This is a genomic window from Gilliamella sp. B2838 (assembly GCF_026536185.1).
Taxonomy (GTDB): Bacteria; Pseudomonadota; Gammaproteobacteria; order Enterobacterales; family Orbaceae; genus Gilliamella.
Map to the genome: position 1 here is coordinate 191,622 of NZ_JAFNOO010000004.1, position 23,437 is coordinate 215,058.

Genomic DNA, 23,437 nt, shown 5'->3' on the forward strand with positions numbered 1-23,437 from the left:
TCAACCAATAAGACATCTATTTACCAATTGAGGGCAGTTGAATCAATTAACAAAGTGCCTGGCACTATCTTTTCTGAAAAAGTTGTTGATAAAAGTGTTGTCATTGAGCCACTTAAAGTCATCGTTTATGCGCCTTTTGGTGGTAGAGAATGTGAGCTATTTCATACCAAACACGCCATGAGTTTAACATCCAAATTAGGTATTAAATTACTGATTCATATTGGACAAGAAACAGTCGCACTGGAAGGCAAATAGTTTAACACACTTATCAATACTGGCGACAAAATCAAAAAAGGCGATAACTTATTTAACACGATATCAATAGCTTAAAAAAGAAGAATATAATTAATTTGTTAACATCAATTGCGATAACCAACCGTAATAATTTTATGACAATTATAATACCCTTAGCCAACAATGATTAGCCATGATCGATTAATGATGCTATCAAAGCAAAGCTAAGCTAAGGATCACAAAACCAAGCACTCAAATAACAAAATTGTTACGTTCTATCATTAAAAAACCCGTCAAAGTCACAATCGTAAACTTCATTATTGACAAACAAATAAAATAATTGCATAAAAAATCACATTAATACTTGATTAAGCGCTTAATGTGAATTATTATTCAAAAATAAAGCATAATTATTAAAAAAGGAAATAAATAGAAAATGAAAAAATTTAGTCATATTATTGCCAGAACACCCGCTAAATCACTAATTAATGGGCTAACGTCAGCTAATTTAGGTAAACCCGATTATCAAAAAGCCTTAAATCAACATAATGATTACATTCGCGCTTTACAGCAATGCGATGTTGACATCACCATTCTTCCCGCTGATGAACGTTTTCCTGATTCTGTATTTGTTGAAGATGCCGTACTTTGTACGCCGCATTGTGCAATAATCACAAGACCGGGCGCTGAAAGTCGACGAGATGAAACAACTATCATTGCCGATACCATTGAACGTTTTTATCCAAATAAAGTCGAAGCCATTACAGCGCCGGGAACGGTTGAAGCTGGCGATATTATGATGGTTGGTGATCATTATTATATTGGTTTATCGGCGCGTACCAATCAAGCTGGTGCCGATCAAATGATTGCCATATTAAAAAAATATGGTATGACAGGATCGGTTGTCACTTTAGAAAAGGTTCTCCATTTAAAAACAGGCCTAGCCTATTTGGAAAATAATAATTTACTTGCAGCAGGCGAATTTATCACTAAGCCGGAATTTCAACACCTTAATATAATTGAGATCCCTGAACAAGAAAGTTATGCCGCTAACTGTATTTGGGTTAATGATCGCGTCATTATGCCAGCCGGTTATCCGATCACAAAAGCAAAAATCGAAGCATTAGGCTATCAAGTCATTGAAGTCGATACCTCTGAATATCGAAAGGTTGACGGTGGCGTCAGCTGTATGTCATTACGATTTTAATGTTGATGTATTAAATGACGCTATTTTTAACCCTTTAAAAAAGATAACAACATGAATACACCTACAAAAACAAAACTTGGTATTTTGCCACTAACCTTGTTAGTGGTAGGCAGTATTGTTGGCAGTGGTATTTTTAGTTTGCCGCAAAATATGGCCGAAGCATCAGGGGCTGGTTCGATTTTAATTGCTTGGGTAATAACCTTAATTGGCATGTTAATGCTAACACGAATCTTTCAATATTTGTCGATTCGATTTTACAAGATCAATGATGGATTATACGGTTATGTCCGTGAAGGTTTTGGTGATTATATCGGCTTTAATGCAGCATGGGGATATTGGATATCCGCCTGGATGTCTTGTGCCAGCTATTTAGTCATTTTATTCAGTGCATTAGGCTCGTTTGACTGTTTGCGTTTTTTTGGCAATGGAACCACATTGCCTGCTGTCATGGGTGGTTTGGTCTTTTTATGGATTGTCCATACTTTTATTTTAAAGGGAATTTATCGCGCATTTTTATTAAATTGTTTAGTCACATTGGCTAAAATTGTGCCCATTGGTTTATTTATTATTTGCGTGATTCTTGCATTTAAAATCGATACCTTTAACACCAATTTTTGGGGAACACCACAATTAGGATCGGTCATCGATCAGGTCAAACATACCATGCTTTACACGGTATGGGTTTATTTAGGTATCGAAAGTGCGACGGTTTATGCGTCACGGGCAAAAACAATTTTAAGCATTAGCCGAGCAACCTTTTTCGGCTTTGCAATCACTAGCCTATTATTAGTATGTGTTTCGGTTTTATCGCTAGGAATCGTACCCCAACAAGAACTTGCCGAAATGAAAAATCCATCCATGGCTTGGGTGATCGAACGAGTGGTTGGCAGTTGGGGAGCGACATTTATAAATATTGGTTTAATTGTTTCGGTCAGTGGTGGGTTACTCTCTTGGTTATTACTTGCAGCCGAAATGCTATTTTTAACCGGACATGGTAACAGACACACTGTACCGAGTTATTTTGGTAAGATCAATAAAAACGGCACGCCTGTTAATGCATTGTGGCTAACTACCGCGCTAATTAGTGTTTTAATCATTCTTGCCCACTTCTATCAATCTGGCTATAACACCCTAATTCAACTCTCAACGTCAATGGTACTAATCCCCTACTTACTTTCGGCGCTATTTGTTTTTAAATTGGCGGTTAAACAACGAAAAACCGACTTAATTTTTATTGGTAGTATTGGTTCAATTTATGGATTTTGGTTGATTTATGCTGGAGGCATTGTTTACTTATTGCTCTCTATGATTTTATACAGTGTAGGTTTATTATTTTATCTCTATGCACGAAAACAACGATCACTCCCAGCTTTTAGTTTTTTACACGACAAAATCTATGCCTTAACTATTGTCATATTAGGGATGACTGCAATTCTATATTTTTATATGTAAAGCTATTAAACGAATTATCAAGCGTTATTTTCGAAACAGATAAAAATCGACCAATAAAGCTCGAAAATCATCGGAATAGCGCCCATCCTCATCTCGCATACAAAGATGCTGTTCCAAAACAGCATCACAAGGCTGAAAAGCAAAAGTCATTAATGACAAAGAAAAGGATTTGTTGGCAGAGTACTTAACTTTGAGTTCTTGCTGTAAATATAAATGATTAGACTTTGCTAATAACTTAAATTGATTGGATAAGTGATAAGGCAAAACCAAACAAAACCTACCCGTTATGCTTAATAACCGTTTTACAACATCAAGCAGCTGTTGATAGCTCAAACTTTCAGTATAGCGAGCCAGTTGCCTTTGGCGATCACGGCAATCAACGGCAGATTCAAAATAGGGAGGATTGGTAACAATCAGATCATAACAACCAGATGACTCTATTCTAAATTGATTGATATCTCCCTCAATGGCGTTAACCTTGCTAAAATCAGCAGAAAAGGCATTTTGCTGACACTGGTTTACAGCCTGTTTATCAATATCAATAGCATCAATCTGACAATCACGATTAATAAGGCGCGCGGCTAACATTAAAGCAATCACACCACAACCCGTGCCAATATCAAGTACCTGTTTAGGTGCATGTGTAATCGGTGCCCAGGCGCCTAATAAACAACTATCGGTTGTTACTTTCATTGGGCTTTTATCATGAGCGACAAAAAAATGTTTAAAGGTAAAACCACCTTTTTTGAGTGATAAATGATTATTTGGCATCAAGACTCTTTTTGAATAACGGTTTATTCGAAGCAATAGCATCAGCCCAACGCGTCGGTTCAGGCAAACGATAACCACGTAAACATAGATTAACCCATTTTAACGCACTATCTTGGCTAACACGATGACCAGATGAGATGAATAGTGGATTACAATTATTTTTACTTTGTAACACCCAACCAATTTGTTGTTGCTTATCAACTAATGGGGTAACTTGACCTGCTATTTTAGCGATCGGCGAAAATTGACCACATAGGCGTTTTTTTGCCACACCAATAGTTGGCATATCTAACAATAATCCTAAATGGCTGGCAATACCCAAACGCCTTGGATGCGCAACACCCTGACCATCGACCAACAAAAGATCCGGTTTATGCTTCACTTGCTGCCAAGCGCTAAGTAAAGCGGGATATTCACGAAACGATAAATAACCGGGAATATAAGGAAATTCAGTTTTTAAGCGTGCAATATGATACTCAACTACTTTAAAATCAGGATAAGTTAAAATGACAATAGCCGCTCGCGTGACAATACCATCATCTTCAAATCCAACATCGGTCCCCCCCACTAACTTTATTGCGGGATTAAAATCATCAACCATTTTTACCTGATTGGCTAAGCGTTGCTGGGATTGCTTTAATTGTGCTAAATTGATAGACATTTTTATTCTGCTGGGTATTATTATCGGCAATAAAGTGATTTTAACAGAATTAGTATGCGATATACATTAACAAATCCAGTTGAATTGACTGAAGAAATAAAAAAAAGCCGTTTTATCGTCAATGCTGCGCCCGTCACCACTGCCGATCAGGCAAGCCAATTTATTGAACAAGTTAGCGATATTAATGCTACACACAACTGCTGGGCATGGAAAATCGGTCAACACTACCGCTTTAATGACGATGGCGAACCCACCAGCACCGCAGGTCGCCCAATTCTATCAGCAATTGAAGGACAGGATTGTGATCAAGTCGTGGTAGTGGTTACGCGCTATTTTGGTGGCATAAAATTAGGTACAGGTGGATTAATTCGTGCTTACGGTGGCAGCGCCAGCCACTGCTTACAACAAGCCCAGTTGATCGAACTCATAACCCGTATTCCTCTGCAATTTCACTGCTACTATAACGAATGGCCGATTATTGAAAATCGCCTAAAAGAACTTGATGCCATTATCGAACATCAAGATTTTGACGCCGAAGGCGTAGAAGTTAGCTTAGCAATCACCCAAGATAAAATAACAACATTACAAAAAAATATCAGTGATATAACACGTGGTAGAGTGGTGATAGAGAAATAACATTCTGAAAATGTTATGTTACTATTTTTTATGATTTAGGACATTAATGGTTTGACGATGTTGAGGTTGATACTAAAATGCCCACTTTACTTCAACATCTAAGAAAGAATTGTTTCCATTTATTAAGAAATTCGTTTCTTTAATTCTTAATTTCTGGGGCGCTAATAATTGGCTGATTTTTCTTTTCAGTAAAAACGCCCGAATTGGGAGATTTGTGCAAAATCCCCCGAAGCTACCTGTGTCATCTAGGATACTTACCTCTTCGAACCATCATCTGTTCAAATTTTTTCCATAAAAATTTGCGCCACAAAATGCTAGAAAGGGGGCTGCAACGTCCCTTGTTCTTCGCGTTGTGTAGTTTGCTGATTTGTTGCTAACAAAGGCCGTACCTTACCTAACATCCCTATAGACATGCACCACTCTCATTTGTCAGCGTTTTATCATTGTGCAAATATTAACTTTAACAATATCAATAACTTATTTATCTATTTTTATATTCGTGAGTGGAATTGTTTTAGATTTTTTAATAGACTTTGTCATTTTAGGAAGGCTATACGAAAACGCACGCCTGTCCTTGGATTTTGGGTAGACTTTTAGTCTGAGAGGATTATTTAACTACCTACACGGCAGTGAACTAATGAACACATCGAAAATGGGCATGAGATACTTTCTAAACTACCTACACGGCAGTGAACGTATTATTATTTTATGTGAGCGAGCGCCAGATTTTCTAAACTACCTACACGGCAGTGAACATACATTTCTAAATATTTCAAGGTTTATTTATTTTCTAAACTACCTACACGGCAGTGAACTAGCGTGTCAGATACTATAAACTGTGTTTGGGCAAAGGTAAATAGTGTTTTGGATGGTTCAAACCCTTTTTTTGATGAATTTGTAATTTATTGATTTTATTCGATTTAAAACAAGGTCAAAAAAAAGGGTTAAAACTCGCATAAATTTGGATTAGGTAGAATTTCGGACGTAAATAGTTTAATGTTTTTTCATAACGATAATTACGTCCAAAAGCTAGACTAACCCAAAATCCCCCATGTCTACCTAAACTCAACCAGATCACCAATTTGTTGGCTAAGGATTATCATCAATTCGAGTATTTGTCGATCGCCATGAATGAACATGTAAAAGGTATCTAAGCGTGGGTAGAATTTTTTCATTTCTTTGCCTTTTGGTGTTTCGGCTGGGCAAAAGTTGAAAGAGAGTACTTCATGCGTTACCATAATACACATAAAGTCCTCCCAGTAGAAAACCCCTTCCATGTCCATTGCTTTATAATAGAAGCCTTCTTCATAAAAAGCACAGTATGACTCACATGGCCATTGTGCATTTTTGTAAAGTTTTTTTAATCGTCTTATTTCGGTAAAGACCGCAATATAATGACTAATTAAAGAGAACACCATACCAATTCCAAAGAGCATAATAATAAATGCCACACTAGTCATCATTTTCATTGGCAGACCAAATGTTGCCGTAATTAAAACAACGAGGATAAAAGCAACGATCGATCCACCTAAACACAAAAACCTTTTTTTAGGGAGAAACATGTGGTGAATCATTTTAGCAATTTTGGGGAGGATTTCATCGCGTGATTCTAATTTAAAATGGCGATCAAATAAAAATGTTGCCTGTTCAGGATCAAAAGCAATATAGGGTTCTTTTACCTGTTTTTTCATTATTTTTTCCTTATTACTATTTTATTTAGATTTTAATTGTCTTTTTTGTAAAAAATCAAAATATTTTCCATAAAATAATATTATTTTGCGAAAATGGCTATTGAATTTTTTGACTGGTTGTTCTGTTGACTAAAAAATATAAACAATTTAATCGTTATATAACGATTATTTACTGCGAAACTCTTTGTTGTAAGCAATCATCTTGAAAAGTATTTTTGTTCATTTTTTCAGTATAGATTAGTACAATTCACTAGTTGCTTGATATAGATAATCTCATTACAATGATGTGAAAATAGTTTTTAATAATTGAAAATATGATCACCTACCGCGATGCCACTTTAGCTGATTTACCTTTTATCGTTGATGTCTACAATTCAACCATTGCTAGCCGCATGGTCACTGCCGATACTGAAACTGTTTCAGTACAAAGCAAAGTGGCTTGGTTTGAACAACATAACCCTCAAAACCGTCCGCTTTGGTTAATTCAATACCATAATCAACCATGCGGTTGGGTTAGTTTGTCATCCTTTTATGGACGACCCGCCTATAATAAAACAGTCGAAATTAGCCTTTATATCCATCAAGATTTTCGTGGTCAACAAATTGGGCAAAAAGCCGTTGAGCACATTGAGGAATTTGCTCAAAAAGTAGGAATAACCGCTATTATGAGTTATATCTTTGGTCATAATATTCCAAGCTTAGCATTGTTTAAAAAAATGCAGTATCAACAATGGGGGCTATTTCCTAATATTGCAGAGCTTGATGGGATCAAACGTGACTTAATTATACTTGGTAAGCGATTGTCCTGATTTTCATCACTGCTTATTATTCCCTACTGTTATAAAGGATCTTTTTTTAATGCGCATAGTCAATGTATTAAAAATACTTACATCACAAGCTAAAATCACAAATGTTTTAATAATGTTAAATGTGGGTTATTTTGTGGTATCACGATTATTAGGTTTCACTACATTAACCTATATGACTGATGAACAATTTCTTATTCTTTGGGGAGCAGATAATGCGGAATTAACCTTATTTTACCATGAATATTGGCGCTTATTTACCAGTATGTTTGTGCATGCTGATTTGACACATTTAGTAATGAACATGCTTGCCTTATGGAGCGTAGGCCCTATTTTAGAAAAACGCATACCAGCTTTTGTGTATATTGGCATCTACTTGTTTTCCGGTTTGTTTGGTAACTTAATCAGTGACTTTTTTTTACTTTATCAACATGTGGTTAGCTGCGGTGCGTCGGGCGCCATTATTGGTGTTATTACCTCACTATTAGCTTATAGTTTAGTATTTAAAACTAATTTCGAAGAGATGCCAATCAAAGCTATCTTAATTAGTTTAGTCTTAACCGCAGGACTGGGATTGTTACCGTCTATTAATAATATTGCCCATGTAGCGGGCGCGATTAGCGGATTTATCATAAGCTTTGCTTTCTTTACTTGTCTTAAATTGGCCCATTATCCAAGTAAATTAGGCATGATACTGCTTTTAACTTTACTTGTAATTGTAGCGGCTATATTCGTTTTATTGGTCTATGAATTAACCCCATATGAAGAATTATTTTACAAATATTTGGAGCTATATCATAAAAATGACTGAAAAAAAGCGCGAATGATTCATTTCATACCGCGCTTTTGTAATGAAAGTAAATCGCTAAAAACTATTTAAAATACGAGCAGGATCAACTTTACAAGCTCGCTTAGCAGGATAATAACTCGCAACTAAGCTTAATAACATAGCTGTAACAAATACTATTGCGACATCGGTAAAATGAATTTCTGAGGGTAAAAAATCGACAAAATAGATATGGCTATTTAAAATTTTATGTCCCATCAGTGATTCGACTACTTTCATAATATTTGATAATTGCCATGCAACTACAACACCTAATATTACGCCCATTAAACTCCCAATCAATCCAGAAATAATGCCATACCAAATAAAAATATGTTTGATCAGACCATTGGTTGCACCAAGCGTTTTAAGTATAGCAATATCACGTTGTTTATCTTTCACAGCAATAACAAGTGTAGATACAATATTAAAACAAGCAACGCCAATAACTACAATCATCGCCAAATACATAATTTGTCTTATCATCTGAATATCTCGGTACATAAAGCCATAAGCGTTTTCCCAACTATTAAAAGACAAATTCATATCCAAACCCAATGCAGCTTGAGCAATAATACGGCTTGCATCGAATACTTTATCAACATTAACCATAACACCCGTGACACTGTCACCCATGTCTAGCAACTTTTGTGCATCAGCTAGAGGCACTAAAGCCACATTGTTACTTAAGCTACCACTTAAATCTAAAATACCAACAACGTGTAAACGTACGCGCTTTGGTTGTTTAAGTTGAGTTGAGCCATTGGTTGATACTGGAAGCAATAACGAAACCCAGCTGCCCTCTTTAATTGATAATGTTTTGGCTAATCCTGCACCAATAATCACCTGTTGACTATCAGATTTAAATTCTTGCCATTTGTTATTCAATACAAATTTAGGCAGCGCACTTGTTTGGCTTTCTTGTTCAGGATCGATACCTTGCACTTCAACCGCCCCAAGTTTGCTACCATTTTCAATCAAACCAGTAAAATTGACAAAAGGCACTGCTGAAACAATATTCTTATTTTCTTTTAACTCCTTTTGCACCTGACGCCATTGTTCTAAATTGCCATATTGTGGATATAATTGTCCATGCGGTACAACCGATAAAACACGATTATGTAATTCGCGTTCAAAGCCATTCATCGCACTTAAACCAATTATTAAAGCAGCAATGCCAATAGCAATACTCAGGGTTGAGATAATCGAAATTAAAGATAACATGCCACTTTTACGACGACCTTTTCGAAATTTAATAGCCGTCAATAATGATAAATTCATAGTTAATTTTCCAGTAACGGTTTGTCTGACTCACAATTACTCAACAATTGCCCATCGCTCATAGTTAACTGTTTATCTAATTTTTTTGCCAAACTTAAATCATGCGTGACAACTAAAAAAGCGGTGCCATGTTCACGATTTAAACGAATTAACAAATCAAAAATAGTATCGGCAGTTGATTTATCCAGATTTCCTGTTGGTTCATCAGCCATCACTAATGCAGGATTATTGATTAATGCGCGACCAATAGCGACTCGTTGGCGTTCCCCACCCGAAAGTTCAGCCGGTCGATGGTTTGCTCGTTTCACTAAGTTAACCGATTCTAACATTGCCATTGCCCGTTTTTTAGCTTCGTTAGCCGAAACACCGCCAATTAATAACGGCATCGCCACATTTTCAAGTGCAGTAAAATCCGGTAAAAGGTGATGAAACTGATAAACAAAACCAATTTCTTGGTTACGTAAATGCGCTTTTTGCACTTCAGACAATTGATTAAGCTGTTGTGATTTAAAAAAGATTTCGCCAGATGTTGGCTTATCTAAGCCACCAAGTAAATGTAAAAGTGTACTTTTCCCCGATCCTGAGCTACCAATAATAGCTAACATATCGCCACGATAGATATCAAATGATACATTTTTTAACACTTCGGTCACCATTTTGCCTTCTTTATAGGTTTTATAAAGATTTTTAGCGCAAAGTAGTCTTTCTGAATTATTCATAACGTAAAGCCTCGGCAGGTTGAATATTGGCTGCACGATAAGCAGGATAGATAGTTGAAATTAGCGATAACATAAGCAATCCAATAATAATAAATATAATTTGTGATGGTTCAACCAACGAAGGTAACTCAATACCTGCAAATGATAATCCCAAAACTTGCATAAGTTCATTTAAATTCAAAGCAAGAATTAGACCAATAATACTGCCTAATAAAGTCCCCATCACGCCCGAACTGGCACCTTGGATAATAAAAATTAGCATAATTTTAAATCGCGATAACCCTTGAGTTTTCAGGATTGCAACTTCACCTTGTTTTTCCATCACTAATAAACTTAACGAAGTGATGATATTAAATGCAGCGACAATAACAATTAAGCTTATCAATAATCCCATCACATTCTTTTCCATTTTTATCGCTTGAAATAACTCACCGCGTTTGGCTCGCCAATCATTAAATATTAAACCATCGGGCAAAGGCGTATTTGTTACCGCTGCGATATTTAGAGGGTTATCTAAAAATAGACGCCAGCTTGTAATCATATTAGCGGGATAACGTAACAGATTTCTTGCATCGGATTGGTTAATATAAATTAGCGCTTGATTGATATCATGATTGACCGAAAATAACCCAACAATATTGAATAAACGCTGAGAAGGGATGCGCCCTACTGGGGTAATTTGGCTGGCATCGGTGACCATTAAACGAATTTTATCACCGACTGTCACCCCTAATTGATTTGCTAATGTTTGCCCTAAAATTACGTTATATTGCCCAGCTTGTAGATCAGCTATCGAGCCACTATAAATATAATCATTGATAGGATCTTCATCTTCCGCTGTAATGCCCATTAATGTGCTTACGGTAATACTTTGTTCACTTTGTAATATTACATCGCCAGTCACTAATGGTGTGATTCGATTGACGCCCTTAATGCTATTAAAAAGCGTACTTGGTGTAAGATTAGGATCGATTCGACCTTGCGTTGAAGTAATTTGTGCTTGAGGAAAAAATTTCAAAATACTATTTTGCATTTGATTTTCAAGCCCATTCATTACCGACAACACGACAATTAAGCCAATCGAACCTAGCATAATCCCTATCATCGATAACCACGAGACAAAACGACCAAAGCCATCTGTTTTTTGACCATAAACATAGCGTAAGCCAATATAAAAAACTAATGGGCGAAATATTTTTGACATAAACGTTTATATTACCTAAAACTTTTAATAAAGTTTACTCGTTAAGTAGAATTTGCTTATCATACAGGATTAAACAGTTATAGAAAACAACCACGTAATTACGCTATAATCCTTCGATAACTTTTTTTGATATCAAAAAAAATTCCTATGCCTAAAACAATCAATCTATCAACACTTATTCCACAAAAACCTGGGGACATAAAACACTGTGGTCAACTAGTTGGCTCAGCTTTATCACTATTTTGTGCGCAAGCAATTCAAGCTCATAACGGATTAGTGGTGATTATTACCGATGATATGCAGCAAACCTCACGCATACACGAAGAACTAAAACAATTTTCGCCCTTTCCGTCTATTTTTTTCCCAGATTGGGAAACCTTACCTTATGACAGTTTTTCCCCACATCAAGACATTGTATCGGCACGCTTATCTTGCTTATATCACCTTGGTCATTTAACCAAAGGTGCTCTGATCTTACCAATTAATACATTAATGCAAAAAGTTTGCCCGCAAAGCTTTTTAGGTGGGCATGTATTCATGATGAAAAAAGGTCTGCAGATAAGCCGTGAACACCTACGTTTACAATTAGAAAATGCGGGTTATCGCTCAGTAAGTCAAGTAATGGAACATGGTGAATATGCCACACGCGGCGCATTATTTGATATTTTTCCAATGGGCAGTGATAAACCTTATCGTATTGATTTTTTTGATGATGAGATTGATAGCATTCGAACTTTTGATGTTGAAAGCCAACGCACTTTTGAAGAAATTGAGCAAATTCAACTGCTACCTGCACATGAATTTCCATTTGATAAAGCAGCTATTGAGCTATTTCGTAGTCAATGGCGTGAACAATTTGCAGTGAGACTTGAGCCAGAAAGCATTTATCAGCAAGTCAGTAAAAACATCCTACCAACAGGTATTGAATATTGGCAAGCGTTATTTTTTAATGAGCCGTTGGTGCCGCTGTTTTCATATTTTTTAGATAATACTTTGATTATTAATACGGCAAATATTGAACAGTTTGCCAATAAATATTGGCAAGACATTAATCAGCGATACGAAAGTCGCCAAGTTGATCCAATGCGTCCACTATTATCACCCTCAGTTATTTGGTCTAAAACCGATGAAATATTTGCGCAATTTAAACATTATCCGCGACTTATTGTAGCAAACGAAGCCGTTAATCAATCAACTAAAAATATTAACTTACCTTTTAGTGCATTACCTGATGTTGCAATACAAATTCAACATAAAGATCCTTATTTTCATTTTGAACAATTTAATAAAGAGTTTGCGGGTAAAATTATATTTTCGGTCGAATCAGAAGGACGTAAAGAAGCGCTTCAAGAAATACTTGGTCGTCTACGTATTTATCCCACAACAATTACCCAATTAGATCAACTAGACAATATAAATGATCGCTTTTGTGTCATCGTTGGCGCAAGTGAACAAGGGTTTATAGATTTACAGCACAATTTTGCGTTTATTACTGAAAACGAATTGCTAGGACGACGAATTATCCGCCGTAAAAAAGAGTCAAAACAATCAATCAATACTGATTCTTTAATTCGTAGTTTAGCTGAATTAACACCGGGTAAACCTGTGGTACATTTAGAACATGGGGTTGGACGATATGCAGGATTAACCACACTTGAAACCGGTGGTATTACAGCAGAATATCTAATTTTACTCTATGCTAACGAGACTAAACTTTATGTACCTGTTTCGTCGCTGAATCTAATTAGTCGTTATTCAGGCGGCGATGAAGAAAATGCGCCCTTAAATAAACTAGGTACCGATGCGTGGAGTAAAGCACGGCAAAAAGCGGCTGAAAAAGTCCGCGATGTGGCAGCTGAATTACTCGATATCTATGCTGAACGTGAAAGTAAACCCGGTTTTGAATTTAAACAAGATCGTGAACAATATAAACTCTTTTGTGAAGCTTTTCCTTATCAAGAAACGGAAGATCAACAAAATGCCATTGGTGCTGTTATTGGTGATATGTGCTCCCCTTATGCTATGGACAGATTGGTATGTGGGGATGTAGGATTTGGAAAAACCGAAGTTGCCATTCGAGCGGCTTTTTTAGCGGTAATCAATCATAAACAAGCCGCTGTTTTAGTGCCAACAACGCTATTAGCACAGCAACACTACGAAAATTTTTGCGATCGTTTTGCCAATTGGCCAATACGTATTGAAAGTTTATCCCGCTTTAAAACAGCAAAACAGCAACAAGCGGTAATTCAAGCACTGGCTGAAGGCAAAGTAGATATTGTCATCGGCACACATAAATTACTGCAAGAAGACGTGAAATGGAAAGATTTAGGCTTACTTATTGTTGATGAAGAACATCGGTTTGGGGTTCGACAAAAAGAGCGGATCAAGGCTATGCGAGCCAATATTGATATTTTAACATTGACCGCAACGCCAATTCCAAGAACGCTTAATATGGCAATGAGTGGTATGCGCGATCTCTCGATTATTGCAACGCCACCAGCGCGCCGTTTAGCTGTAAAAACGTTTGTCCGGGAATACGACGATTTAGTTATTCGTGAAGCCATTTTACGAGAAATTTTACGTGGTGGTCAGATCTACTATTTGCATAATGATGTATCAGATATTGAAGCTGTTGCTGAAAAACTAGCCGAACTGGTACCGGAAGCGCGAATTGCAATTGGTCATGGACAGATGCATGAACGCGATCTTGAAAGAATAATGAATGATTTTCATCATCAACGATTTAATCTTCTAGTCTGCACAACTATTGTCGAAACAGGTATTGATATTCCCAACGCCAATACCATTATCATTGAACGGGCAGATAAATTTGGTCTGGCACAATTACACCAACTGCGCGGACGCGTTGGGCGTTCTTACCATCAAGCTTACGCTTATCTGTTAACGCCGCACCCTAAATTACTCAGTAAAGATGCTAAAAAACGGCTTGACGCTATCGCCACATTAGAAGATTTAGGTGCAGGTTTTGCCCTCGCAACGCACGATCTTGAGATTCGTGGTGCCGGTGAATTGCTCGGCAGTGATCAAAGTGGGCAAATTGAGACCATTGGCTTTAATTTGTATATCGAATTGCTTGAAGATGCCGTTAAATCATTAAAAGAAGGTAAAGAACCAACACTTGAATCTTTACTGAATAATCAACAAACCGAGATAGAATTACGCTTACCAACATTAATTCCTGATGATTTTATTCCCGATGTTAACACACGTCTATCCCTTTATAAACGTATCGCAAGTGTCGATGATTTAGATGAGTTAACCGATATTCAAGTGGAAATGCGCGATCGCTTTGGTCAATTACCCGATGCTGTTTTGTTTTTATTAGACATTACTAAAATTCGTCATCATGCAAGCCAACTTGGCATTACTAAAATTGAATTGGGTGAAAAAGGCGGTTTCATCGAGTTTGGCCCTAACAATAAAATTTCGGTCGATTATTTAATAGAAATGATTCAAAAAGCGCCAAAAAATTATCGCCTAGAAGGCACAAATCGATTAAAATTGTTGAAATCAGAATTACAACGTCTTGAACGTATTGAATATATTAAAAATTTATTGGTTGATTTTGCTAAACATCAAGCTTAACAACATAATTCATAATTAATTTAAAAGAGAAATATAATGAAAAAAAGCACACTGGCAGTTGGTATTATTGCAATATTAGGAATTGGATACGTTGGCACAGCATGGTATACAGGTAATATCATTGAAACTAACATCGATAGTAAGTTAGAGCAAATAACAGAAATTGCCAATAAATATCAAGATGACTTTACCGTAAAATTTGCTTACAGCAATTATGAAAAGCATATTTTTTCAACAAAAATGCATTTAACCATTACCCTATCGCCTATCGATTCCCCTAATGATAGCATCAATTTATTTAACGATGATATTACTATCCACCATGGCCCTTTCCCAATTGCCGCCCTAAGCAAAGGTTGTTTAACACCACAGATGGCTTGGATAGATTATACCATGACCGAACAGGCTTACCCTGAGCTTTGGAAACTTGCTGATAACAAGCCACTGATTACAGGGCATGCGGGTGTAAGTTATGGTCAATATTTGACTGTTGCATTGGCAAATAAAGCCATTACCATGACAAATGCCCAATGGGATGGGCTTGACGGTAAACTCGATCTTTCTGAAGGAAACTACACATTTGAAAGTAATAGTGATGCATCAAGCATTAAAAGTACGGCCAATTTAGACAAATTTGTTTATCAATTAAATGATAAAAGTTCAATTTCATTAAATAAATTAAAATTATCAGCACAACCAAATAGTGAAAAAGGCAAGATAAATTACGAGATTAGCTTTGATAACTTTAAAACTATTATGGATGATTTTGATATACAAGGCAATGTTGAAGTCAGTAATGTCAATAGCAAAGGTGTCATTGATTCGAATGATGTTAATATGGATATCGAAACAACGTTTGATAAATTTACCTTTATACCAACAGGCAAATATTCAAATATAATGTCACAAGTTGAACTGCAAAAATTTGATTTCAAGCAAAAATCTGTAGTTAACTCAACCAATACTGTCGATGGTTCAACAAAATCAACAATTGGTTCTATCATTTTAGGTCAACAAAACTTAGGCTCAACCCTTTTAGATCTGGATTTTAAAGGTGTTGATAAAAGATTCATTTTTTCAAATATAAATGAATCTTATAGTTACAACAGTGACACTTCTAGCAATCCAGTTAATACTAAGGTAACGTTAAATAAGTTTAATTTTCACAATGCTAGTGGCGATATTAATATGACCGCAAATATTGATATTTCTGGTGTTGACAGTGATGATTTAACCATCAGTGATATTGATAATATTAATGCTTTGCAATTTAGCCTACATGCACCATTTGATGTTATGGCGCGTTTTGCTGCACAAATGGATAACCCGAAAAGCAACGAAGTCACCGCAGATCAACTATCTAAAGCTAATCAAACAGTTCAAATCATGGCAAAAATGTTCTTAAGTGGTTCTGATGCATTCGTATTTAATAACGGCAACACTAAAGGTGTATTCTCTGACATAGATTTTTCTAAAGATAAAGATGAGGTTTTAGTGAATGGTAAAACAATTGCTAAAGATGAATTTTTAAATAATCTATAATTACCTATTACATAAAATCTGATAACAGATGAGCTATTGCGCCGGTCAATTCTGGCGCAATGTTTTTTTAAATCATTGAGCAAAAACAGGTTATGAACACAAACTCCCCATCTCACAACGAAAATCAATTTAAACGTACCATGAAAACTCGGCATTTAATAATGCTATCGCTAGGGGGCGTGATTGGTACAGGGTTATTTTTTAATACAGGTTATATTATCGCAACGGCCGGCGCAGTTGGCGCAATCATCGCTTATTTAATTGGCGCATTGGTGGTTTATTTAGTCATGCTATGTCTTGGCGAACTGGCTGTTGCCATGCCCGAAACGGGCGCATTTCATACTTATGCGTCGCGATTTATCAGTCCAGGAACAGGCTACACTGTTGCTTGGCTTTATTGGTTAACTTGGACTGTAGCACTAGGTTCAAGCTTTACTGCTGCTGGTCTATGTATGCAGTATTGGTTTCCTACTGTTTCGGTTTGGATTTGGTGTCTAATTTTCTGTGTCGTGATTTTTGCTCTAAATATTATTACCGCTCAATTTTTTGCGGAAAGTGAATTTTGGTTTTCAATCATTAAAGTGGTCACCATTATCATCTTTATTATTGCTGGCTCAGCTGCAATATTTGGCTTTATTCCAATGAAAAACGACATGCCAGCACCTTTTTTACATAATATAACTGACAATGGTTGGTTTCCAAATGGCATTATTCCGATTATTATGACGATGGTTTCAGTTAATTTTGCTTTTTCTGGGACCGAATTAATAGGCATTGCTGCTGGCGAAACGCATAATCCTGAAAAGAGCATACCGTTAGCAATTAAAACCACAATTTTAAGATTGATTATCTTTTTTGTTGGCACTATTTTTGTGTTAGCCGCGTTATTACCGATGGATCAAGCTGGCGTAATTAAAAGTCCATTTGTTATGGTATTTGAAAATATTGGTTTACCTTATGCAGCTGACCTATTTAATTTTGTTATCTTAACTGCAATTTTGTCAGCAGCAAACTCTGGGCTATATGCATCAGGACGTATGCTTTGGTCACTTTCAAATCAAGGTACACTACCAAAATGCTTTAGCAAATTAACCCAAAAAGGCATTCCAACTATTGCTATCGCAGTCAGTATGCTAGGTGGGTTATTAGCACTATTTTCAAGTGTTATTGCGCCCGACACGGTATTTGTTGCACTAACTGCTATTTCGGGATTTGCCGTAGTTGCAGTGTGGTTAAGCATTTGTGCTTCACACTACTTTTTTAGAAAACAACTTTCAGTCGCTGAGCTAAAAACACTAAAATATAAAGCCCCATTGTACCCAATTGTACCTATATTAGGTTTTATATTATGCTTAATTGCCTGTGTCGGTCTTGCGTTCGATCCAGAGCAGCGTATTGCATTATATTGTGGTATTCCTTTTGTTATTGTTTGTTTTATTGCACATCATTTTACCGAAAAATACCAAAAAAAGAGTCATGCCAATGAATAGTTGTAATCCAATAGCTGCTTTGCTAAAGCAGAAAAAATACATTGTTATTGATGGTGCGCTTGCCAGCGAATTACAACGCCGTGGTTGTGATTTAAATGATAGTTTGTGGTCTGCTAAAGTGCTTATTGAGCAACCCGAATTAATCAGTCAAGTCCATTATGAATATTTTAAAGCAGGCGCTGATTGTGCTATCACGGCAAGTTATCAAGCTACTCCGCTCGGGTTTGCCAAAAAAGGGATTGATTTAAAACAGTCCATAGCCTTAATCAAAACAAGTGTTAAACTTGCTAAGCAAGCCAAACAACGTTATTTAAATGAGCTAGCTGATAACAAGTCACTCCTGATTGCAGGATCAGTTGGCCCTTATGGTGCTTATTTGGCCGATGGTTCAGAATATACGGGCGATTATCAACTAACTGAACAGCAATTTATTCAATTCCATTTGGATCGAATTAAAGCGTTAATTGAGGCAAAAGTCGATATTCTTGCTTGTGAAACGTTACCCTCTTTTCCCGAAATTCAAGCGTTAACCAAGCTTATTGCACAATTCCCAACGATAACTTGTTGGTTTTCTTTAACGTTAAAAGATGAAAATCATTTAAGTGATGGTACCCCAATATCAAAGGTGATTAACTATCTAAACAACGTTGATCAGATTGTAAGTGTTGGCATTAATTGCATTGCGTTAGAAAAAGTCACGCCAGCATTAGCGGTAATGAGTAAGCTGACAACTAAGCCTATTATTGTTTATCCTAATTCTGGTGAGCAATACGATCCTACCACCAAGCAATGGCATAAAAACCATCAACATTGCTGTACCTTTGCAAATCAAATTGATATATGGACAAAACTCGGGGCGAAATTAATCGGTGGGTGTTGCCAAACCACACCAAAGGATATTGTAGAAATAACAGCGTTATTAAATCGTCAATAAACCATTGAGCTTATAAACCTATTGCTCAATGTTATAGTTGAATATTGTAACGTTTATCGCCCATCAATTGGGATTTGATGGGTTTATATCAACACTAAATTGGCTTAGTTGTGAGTTCTTGCCGCTAGAACTCGTTCAACGGTATCGACAATTGCTTGTGTTTGCGAATCTATTTCAATATTGACATGATCACCTATTTTTTTGCTATCTAACGTGGTGATTGCTAATGTTTCAGGAATAAGATGTAAATCAAAACAATTTTGCTGTATATCACCAACAGTTAAGCTGGCACCATCAACACCAATAAATCCTTTATAGAGTACATATTTCATAAATTGGGCTGGCATAGCTAAAGTCATTTGACAATTAGTTGCTGTTTTTTGAATATTGGTAATGGTTGCCACGCAAGAAATATGTCCGGACATAACATGCCCTCCTATTTCATCACCATATTTTGCACTACGCTCAATATTCACGTAATCATTAATTTTTTTAGCGCCCAATGTAGTAAGTGCTAAGGTTTCTTGCATAATGTCAAACGACACCCAATCTTGTTCAAAACCGGTCACAGTTAAGCAACAACCATCATTGGCAATAGACGCGCCAATTTTCAAATTGTGATTTAGCTCATCAGGCAATTTGACCTTATAAGTGCGCAGTTTATCGTGATCGATAATATCAATAATTTGCCCCACACCTTGCACAATTCCTGTAAACATAATGTATCCTTAATAAAAAACGGTTATTCGATATTATTTTAACTTATTTAGGACAAAATTAGCTAGAATTAGCATAGTTAACTTAATTTGAAAACCAAATAGAATAATATGTTTAAACAGTTTGCCACCAATCCATGAGCCATTTATGTTACAAAAATAAAATTAACTGCACATTTTTAACTGAAAATAGTCATGAATTCGCTAAATAGAATGGCTTATTTGTAGGCAGCTATTTGTCTTGATTGTCATTGAATTAGTGATCCTAATCATTGAAATAAAGTCTTATACAATTTTATTGCTTAGCTAATAATAAGATTATAACCCAAGGTATACATTTTGTTATGATCTCGGTTATAGTTAACCACATTTGTCAACAAAACAGATAAAATATCATTAAATAAAACTATCGAATTTGTAAGGATCTTTATATGTTAAAACTTATTTTAGCTATTTCGGTTGGTTCTGTGGCTGGAGGATTATTAAGATGGTTTTTATCATTAAAATTAAATGTGATTGCCTTTGCCATTCCTATTGGTACTTTACTGTCTAATCTGATTGCGGGTTACGTTATCGGTTTTGCTATTGCATTTTTTACACATAGTCATCTTTCAGCAGAATGGCGACTGCTGGTTATTACTGGCTTTTGTGGGGGGTTATCTACCTTTTCAACATTTTCAGCCGAAATAGTTAACTTTATACAAGAAGGCAAAATAACATGGGCACTAACAACCATTGCTGTTCACGTTATTGGTTCAATATTAATGACTTTTTTAGGTATTTTATCTTATCAATATTTTCGCTCTTGATTTTATATAAACAGATTTACCTTAAAAGAATCATCAAACAGAGTTTACAACCGCAAAATACTGTATTAATATACACTGTATATAAATACAGTTTAGAGGTTATTATGTTTATTGAACATTCAACTCCACAACTTATTGCGGTTGATTTTGAATCACCTTTTCAACAATTATTACAACAACAGCAATCTTTATTAAAATCATTAAATAAAGCCAAAAAATGGCAATTATGGCTTTCAGATAGACCGATGCTAAAACGTTCATGGTTTAATACAGCTGGGCTTGATAAACAAAAAGTGATTCAATTGGCTAATTTGAAAAATGAAAATTTAATTGCAACTATTGAAAAAGCCCTGCAAAGCGAAACTTGTAGCTATATTGCTGCTTGTATTCATAATTTGAATGAACAGGATAAACAACGCTTGCAAAAGGCGGTATCAAATAGTGATACATGCTTATTATTAGTTAATGATGAACAATATCAACAGCAGACACAATATCATTAATCATTTTGAGTATTACACAGCAAAACCTTATTTAGTCATTAAATGACTAAGTTTACTATTCGCTGTTTAATGACGTGCTTGAAGAAAATTCATAGTTAACTGCTAATATTCATTTTATGCAAACAAAGTTAAATCAATAAATATAGCGTTATCATCATACAAAGGTGAGTTTAAACAACTAAAAAGATCTTTTTTTTGGGATCTTTTTAGTTGCTTGGGCATTTAATCGTACATAAAATTAATATTGACTCTATTTTTATCTAAATCAATCATCAATTCACATCCTGTCCATATTGTCTTACCGTTAGTTAAATTATTATCGATGTGAAATTGCCTTAATTTGATTAGATAACTTAATATTCCTAAATTCACATATCTTGAAGTCGTAAACCAATTTCTTTCATTAAGATCGTTGATATAATCATATTCATAATGGCAACGCTGATCATTTGATAAAAATTTAGCTTTCATAATCACTTTTTTCGCTTCTATTGGCGCGACATTAAGTAAAATTTGGCTTATACCATTATAGATACTACTATCCTCTCTCATTGCTTATCTCCTAGGATATTTCAAAAAAAATTGACAACTAACATTTTGAGTTCACGTTGAACATAAAATTAATAGGGATAATCTACAACTGATATTAAAGTACTATTTAAAATGTATTGCTTTAAATACTAAGCAAAAATCAACGGTTTTGATAAGCTTAATATTTGTCTTATTTGATCAATAAATAATGTTATTACGAATTACTAAGTTTAAAAGCAAATCTGATTTGATAAAGTGAAAGTCTAACTAGCATAATGAATGCTTAACATAATTAGATTCATCACTAGGTATATATAGTTAAAATATTGCTGGGCATTCTACGATAAAAGTGCTAAAAACCAAAACTATTAATCAATACTTGTCAGCTATTTAGTACTGTTTATTAAATGTAATGGATAATGACATGCATGACACTTATCGTGCAATCAGCCTATAAAACATTTAAAATCAAATGTTAACCATTTTTTTAACCATTACTCTTTACAAGAGTTTTCCACCATAAAAACCATTTAATTTACATTATAAAAGCCTTAATTAACAAAATAACAGGTGCAGATAGACAAACCTGAGTATGCCAGAGATGATTCAACATAAAATATAAATGACTATTAAATCGCTACAGCAAAAATCTAGCTAGTATTCAATAAATTGAATAACAAAAAATCGTTCCGTTGTTGATAATACTAAATTCCAAAAATATACTTTACTAATTTAATATGTACACTTATAATAATAACACTTATTAAAATCATGGAAGAACACTATGAATACTATTACAACCTCGTTTTTACTCCCTACTACGGCTAAACCTGAACACGTATGGCAATATTATGTTGATTTATCTTTAAGAAAATTGTGGGAAACCGATCTTGAGGATTTTAAATTATTCGGTGAGATGAAAACGGGTGCAGAAGGTATATTTAAATTACAAAATACACCAGAAATGCCCGTTACTTTATCAAAGGTTATCGTTAATCAAGAATTTACTGAACAATTTATGATGCCAGAGATGGGCGTTTTCTATTTTTCACATCAAATTGTGCCAATTGCAACAAATCAATATGCATTAAAATCAGAAATATCATTAAAGCCTAATCAAAACGTAGCGGATAGTGCATCTTATCATTTCATAAAACAACTGTCTGATGATATTATTGACAAAACATATGCATTGAAAAATTTAGTTGAAAGGTAAATGATGATTCAGGACAATAAGTTTCGTACACAATTTGTAAAAGACGCTGACTCATTAGGATTTGTCTTTATGCGCACTTATTCGTCCTGGCAGACCAAAATCAAACAATGTCTAAAAAAATACGCGATTACTCACCCCCAATTTATTGTACTGGCAACGCTTGCTTATCTATCCCAATCTGATGACGAAATAACCCAAGTAATATTAGCGACCAAAACCAATATTGATGTCATGACAATTTCGCAAATTTTAGATAATTTAGAAAAAAAAGGGTTAGTAAAGCGATCGACCTCAATCAAAGATAGCCGAGCAAAGCGTATTAATTTGACACAAAGTGGTTTAGATAAAGCCAATGAAACAGTATCTTTAGTGGAAGCGATCGATAATCAATTTTTTTCAGTATTGGGCAATAACACGCCAATTTTTCATCAAATGCTATCAAAATTGTTAGAACGTAATCATTGAACTTATGCTAGACAACAAGTTAGCCATAGTCGATTAAACAACTAAAAACAACAACAACCGGATGAGGCAAATCCCACAGATTTACTTTTAATTTTTCCCTCCTTTTCATCAATCACTATTAAATAAAAATCTGTACT

The 23,437-nt window shown here is 35.3% G+C and carries 22 protein-coding genes; 14 read left to right on the forward strand and 8 right to left on the reverse strand.

What is annotated here, in order from left to right; genetic code table 11:
• Nucleotides 1-27 precede the first annotated feature (27 nt).
• From J3U63_RS06370 to J3U63_RS06380, 3 genes are all read left to right on the forward strand, one after another.
• Nucleotides 28-255, forward strand: coding sequence for a PTS glucose transporter subunit IIA (locus J3U63_RS06370; RefSeq protein ID WP_267370999.1), 228 nt, complete (start codon nt 28-30; stop codon nt 253-255).
• Between the two features lie 415 nt (nt 256-670).
• A complete protein-coding gene (gene ddaH / locus J3U63_RS06375; RefSeq protein ID WP_267334252.1) occupies nt 671-1,441 on the forward strand; it encodes a dimethylargininase in 771 nt (256 codons plus the stop codon).
• A gap of 51 nt (nt 1,442-1,492) precedes the next feature.
• Nucleotides 1,493-2,893: a basic amino acid/polyamine antiporter gene (locus J3U63_RS06380; protein WP_267334251.1), complete on the forward strand. Its 1,401-nt coding sequence runs from the start codon at nt 1,493-1,495 to the stop codon at nt 2,891-2,893.
• A gap of 24 nt (nt 2,894-2,917) precedes the next feature.
• On the opposite strand, the gene J3U63_RS06385 is transcribed toward J3U63_RS06380, so the two are convergent.
• On the reverse strand, nt 2,918-3,664 hold the full coding sequence (locus J3U63_RS06385) for a tRNA1(Val) (adenine(37)-N6)-methyltransferase (protein WP_267334250.1): 747 nt from the start codon (nt 3,662-3,664) through the stop codon (nt 2,918-2,920).
• Entirely contained in the window at nt 3,654-4,325 is a 672-nt protein-coding gene (gene nfi, locus J3U63_RS06390; protein WP_267371001.1) for a deoxyribonuclease V, read from the reverse strand. The genes J3U63_RS06385 and nfi overlap by 11 nt, the downstream gene beginning before the upstream one ends.
• A 54-nt stretch (nt 4,326-4,379) precedes the next feature.
• Between nfi and J3U63_RS06395 the strand changes: the two genes are divergently transcribed.
• Nucleotides 4,380-4,961 carry an IMPACT family protein gene (locus J3U63_RS06395; protein WP_267371003.1) on the forward strand — a complete coding sequence of 194 codons (582 nt, stop codon included), beginning with the start codon at nt 4,380-4,382 and terminating at the stop codon, nt 4,959-4,961.
• Nucleotides 4,962-6,016: 1,055 nt separating this feature from the next.
• Here the strand turns inward: J3U63_RS06395 and J3U63_RS06400 are convergent.
• Entirely contained in the window at nt 6,017-6,652 is a 636-nt protein-coding gene (locus J3U63_RS06400) for a hypothetical protein (protein WP_267371004.1), read from the reverse strand.
• Between the two features lie 314 nt (nt 6,653-6,966).
• On the opposite strand from J3U63_RS06400, the gene J3U63_RS06405 reads away from it, so the two are divergent.
• Entirely contained in the window at nt 6,967-7,461 is a 495-nt protein-coding gene (locus J3U63_RS06405; protein ID WP_267334246.1) for a GNAT family N-acetyltransferase, read from the forward strand.
• Nucleotides 7,462-7,510: 49 nt separating this feature from the next.
• Nucleotides 7,511-8,269, forward strand: coding sequence for a rhomboid family intramembrane serine protease (locus tag J3U63_RS06410; RefSeq protein WP_267371005.1), 759 nt, complete (start codon nt 7,511-7,513; stop codon nt 8,267-8,269).
• A 54-nt stretch (nt 8,270-8,323) separates the two neighbouring features.
• Here J3U63_RS06410 and lolE read toward each other — a convergent pair whose 3' ends face one another.
• From lolE to lolC, 3 genes are read right to left on the reverse strand one after another with little or no spacing between them, the layout of a single operon-like run.
• Nucleotides 8,324-9,565, reverse strand: coding sequence for a lipoprotein-releasing ABC transporter permease subunit LolE (gene lolE / locus J3U63_RS06415; protein WP_267344060.1), 1,242 nt, complete (start codon nt 9,563-9,565; stop codon nt 8,324-8,326).
• A 2-nt stretch (nt 9,566-9,567) separates the two neighbouring features.
• The gene (gene lolD / locus J3U63_RS06420; protein ID WP_267367123.1) at nt 9,568-10,284 is read right to left on the reverse strand and encodes a lipoprotein-releasing ABC transporter ATP-binding protein LolD; all 717 of its coding nucleotides are present in this window, start codon (nt 10,282-10,284) and stop codon (nt 9,568-9,570) included.
• A complete protein-coding gene (lolC, locus tag J3U63_RS06425) occupies nt 10,277-11,479 on the reverse strand; it encodes a lipoprotein-releasing ABC transporter permease subunit LolC (protein ID WP_416379668.1) in 1,203 nt (400 codons plus the stop codon). Before lolC ends, lolD begins: the two co-directional genes overlap by 8 nt.
• Before the next feature lie 156 nt (nt 11,480-11,635).
• Here lolC and mfd point away from each other — a divergent pair, with 156 nt between their 5' ends.
• The 4 genes from mfd to mmuM all read left to right on the forward strand — a co-directional run bounded on the left by mfd (nt 11,636) and on the right by mmuM (nt 19,060).
• A complete protein-coding gene (mfd, locus tag J3U63_RS06430; protein ID WP_267344057.1) occupies nt 11,636-15,094 on the forward strand; it encodes a transcription-repair coupling factor in 3,459 nt (1,152 codons plus the stop codon).
• Between the two features lie 36 nt (nt 15,095-15,130).
• Nucleotides 15,131-16,636, forward strand: a complete 1,506-nt coding sequence (locus J3U63_RS06435; protein WP_267371009.1) for a YdgA family protein — start codon at nt 15,131-15,133, stop codon at nt 16,634-16,636.
• A 92-nt stretch (nt 16,637-16,728) separates the two neighbouring features.
• The gene (mmuP, locus tag J3U63_RS06440; protein ID WP_267367128.1) at nt 16,729-18,126 is read left to right on the forward strand and encodes an S-methylmethionine permease; all 1,398 of its coding nucleotides are present in this window, start codon (nt 16,729-16,731) and stop codon (nt 18,124-18,126) included.
• Nucleotides 18,119-19,060, forward strand: coding sequence for a homocysteine S-methyltransferase (gene mmuM, locus J3U63_RS06445; RefSeq protein WP_267371011.1), 942 nt, complete (start codon nt 18,119-18,121; stop codon nt 19,058-19,060). The genes mmuP and mmuM overlap by 8 nt, the downstream gene beginning before the upstream one ends.
• A 104-nt stretch (nt 19,061-19,164) precedes the next feature.
• Here the strand turns inward: mmuM and J3U63_RS06450 are convergent, their stop codons facing one another.
• Complete coding sequence (locus tag J3U63_RS06450; RefSeq protein ID WP_267334237.1) at nt 19,165-19,779, reverse strand: riboflavin synthase subunit alpha; 615 nt, start codon at nt 19,777-19,779, stop codon at nt 19,165-19,167.
• 428 nt (nt 19,780-20,207) lie between these two features.
• Between J3U63_RS06450 and crcB the strand changes: the two genes are divergently transcribed.
• Nucleotides 20,208-20,585 carry a fluoride efflux transporter CrcB gene (gene crcB, locus J3U63_RS06455; protein ID WP_065634622.1) on the forward strand — a complete coding sequence of 126 codons (378 nt, stop codon included), beginning with the start codon at nt 20,208-20,210 and terminating at the stop codon, nt 20,583-20,585.
• Between the two features lie 104 nt (nt 20,586-20,689).
• Nucleotides 20,690-21,088, forward strand: coding sequence for a SulA-like leucine-rich domain-containing protein (locus J3U63_RS06460; protein ID WP_267334236.1), 399 nt, complete (start codon nt 20,690-20,692; stop codon nt 21,086-21,088).
• Nucleotides 21,089-21,310: 222 nt separating this feature from the next.
• Here the strand turns inward: J3U63_RS06460 and J3U63_RS06465 are convergent, their stop codons facing one another.
• Complete coding sequence (locus J3U63_RS06465; RefSeq protein WP_267334235.1) at nt 21,311-21,640, reverse strand: hypothetical protein; 330 nt, start codon at nt 21,638-21,640, stop codon at nt 21,311-21,313.
• Between the two features lie 763 nt (nt 21,641-22,403).
• On the opposite strand from J3U63_RS06465, the gene J3U63_RS06470 reads away from it, so the two are divergent.
• The gene (locus J3U63_RS06470; protein WP_267334234.1) at nt 22,404-22,835 is read left to right on the forward strand and encodes a hypothetical protein; all 432 of its coding nucleotides are present in this window, start codon (nt 22,404-22,406) and stop codon (nt 22,833-22,835) included.
• 3 nt (nt 22,836-22,838) lie between these two features.
• Nucleotides 22,839-23,300 carry a MarR family winged helix-turn-helix transcriptional regulator gene (locus tag J3U63_RS06475; protein ID WP_267334233.1) on the forward strand — a complete coding sequence of 154 codons (462 nt, stop codon included), beginning with the start codon at nt 22,839-22,841 and terminating at the stop codon, nt 23,298-23,300.
• Nucleotides 23,301-23,437: the final 137 nt, after the last annotated feature.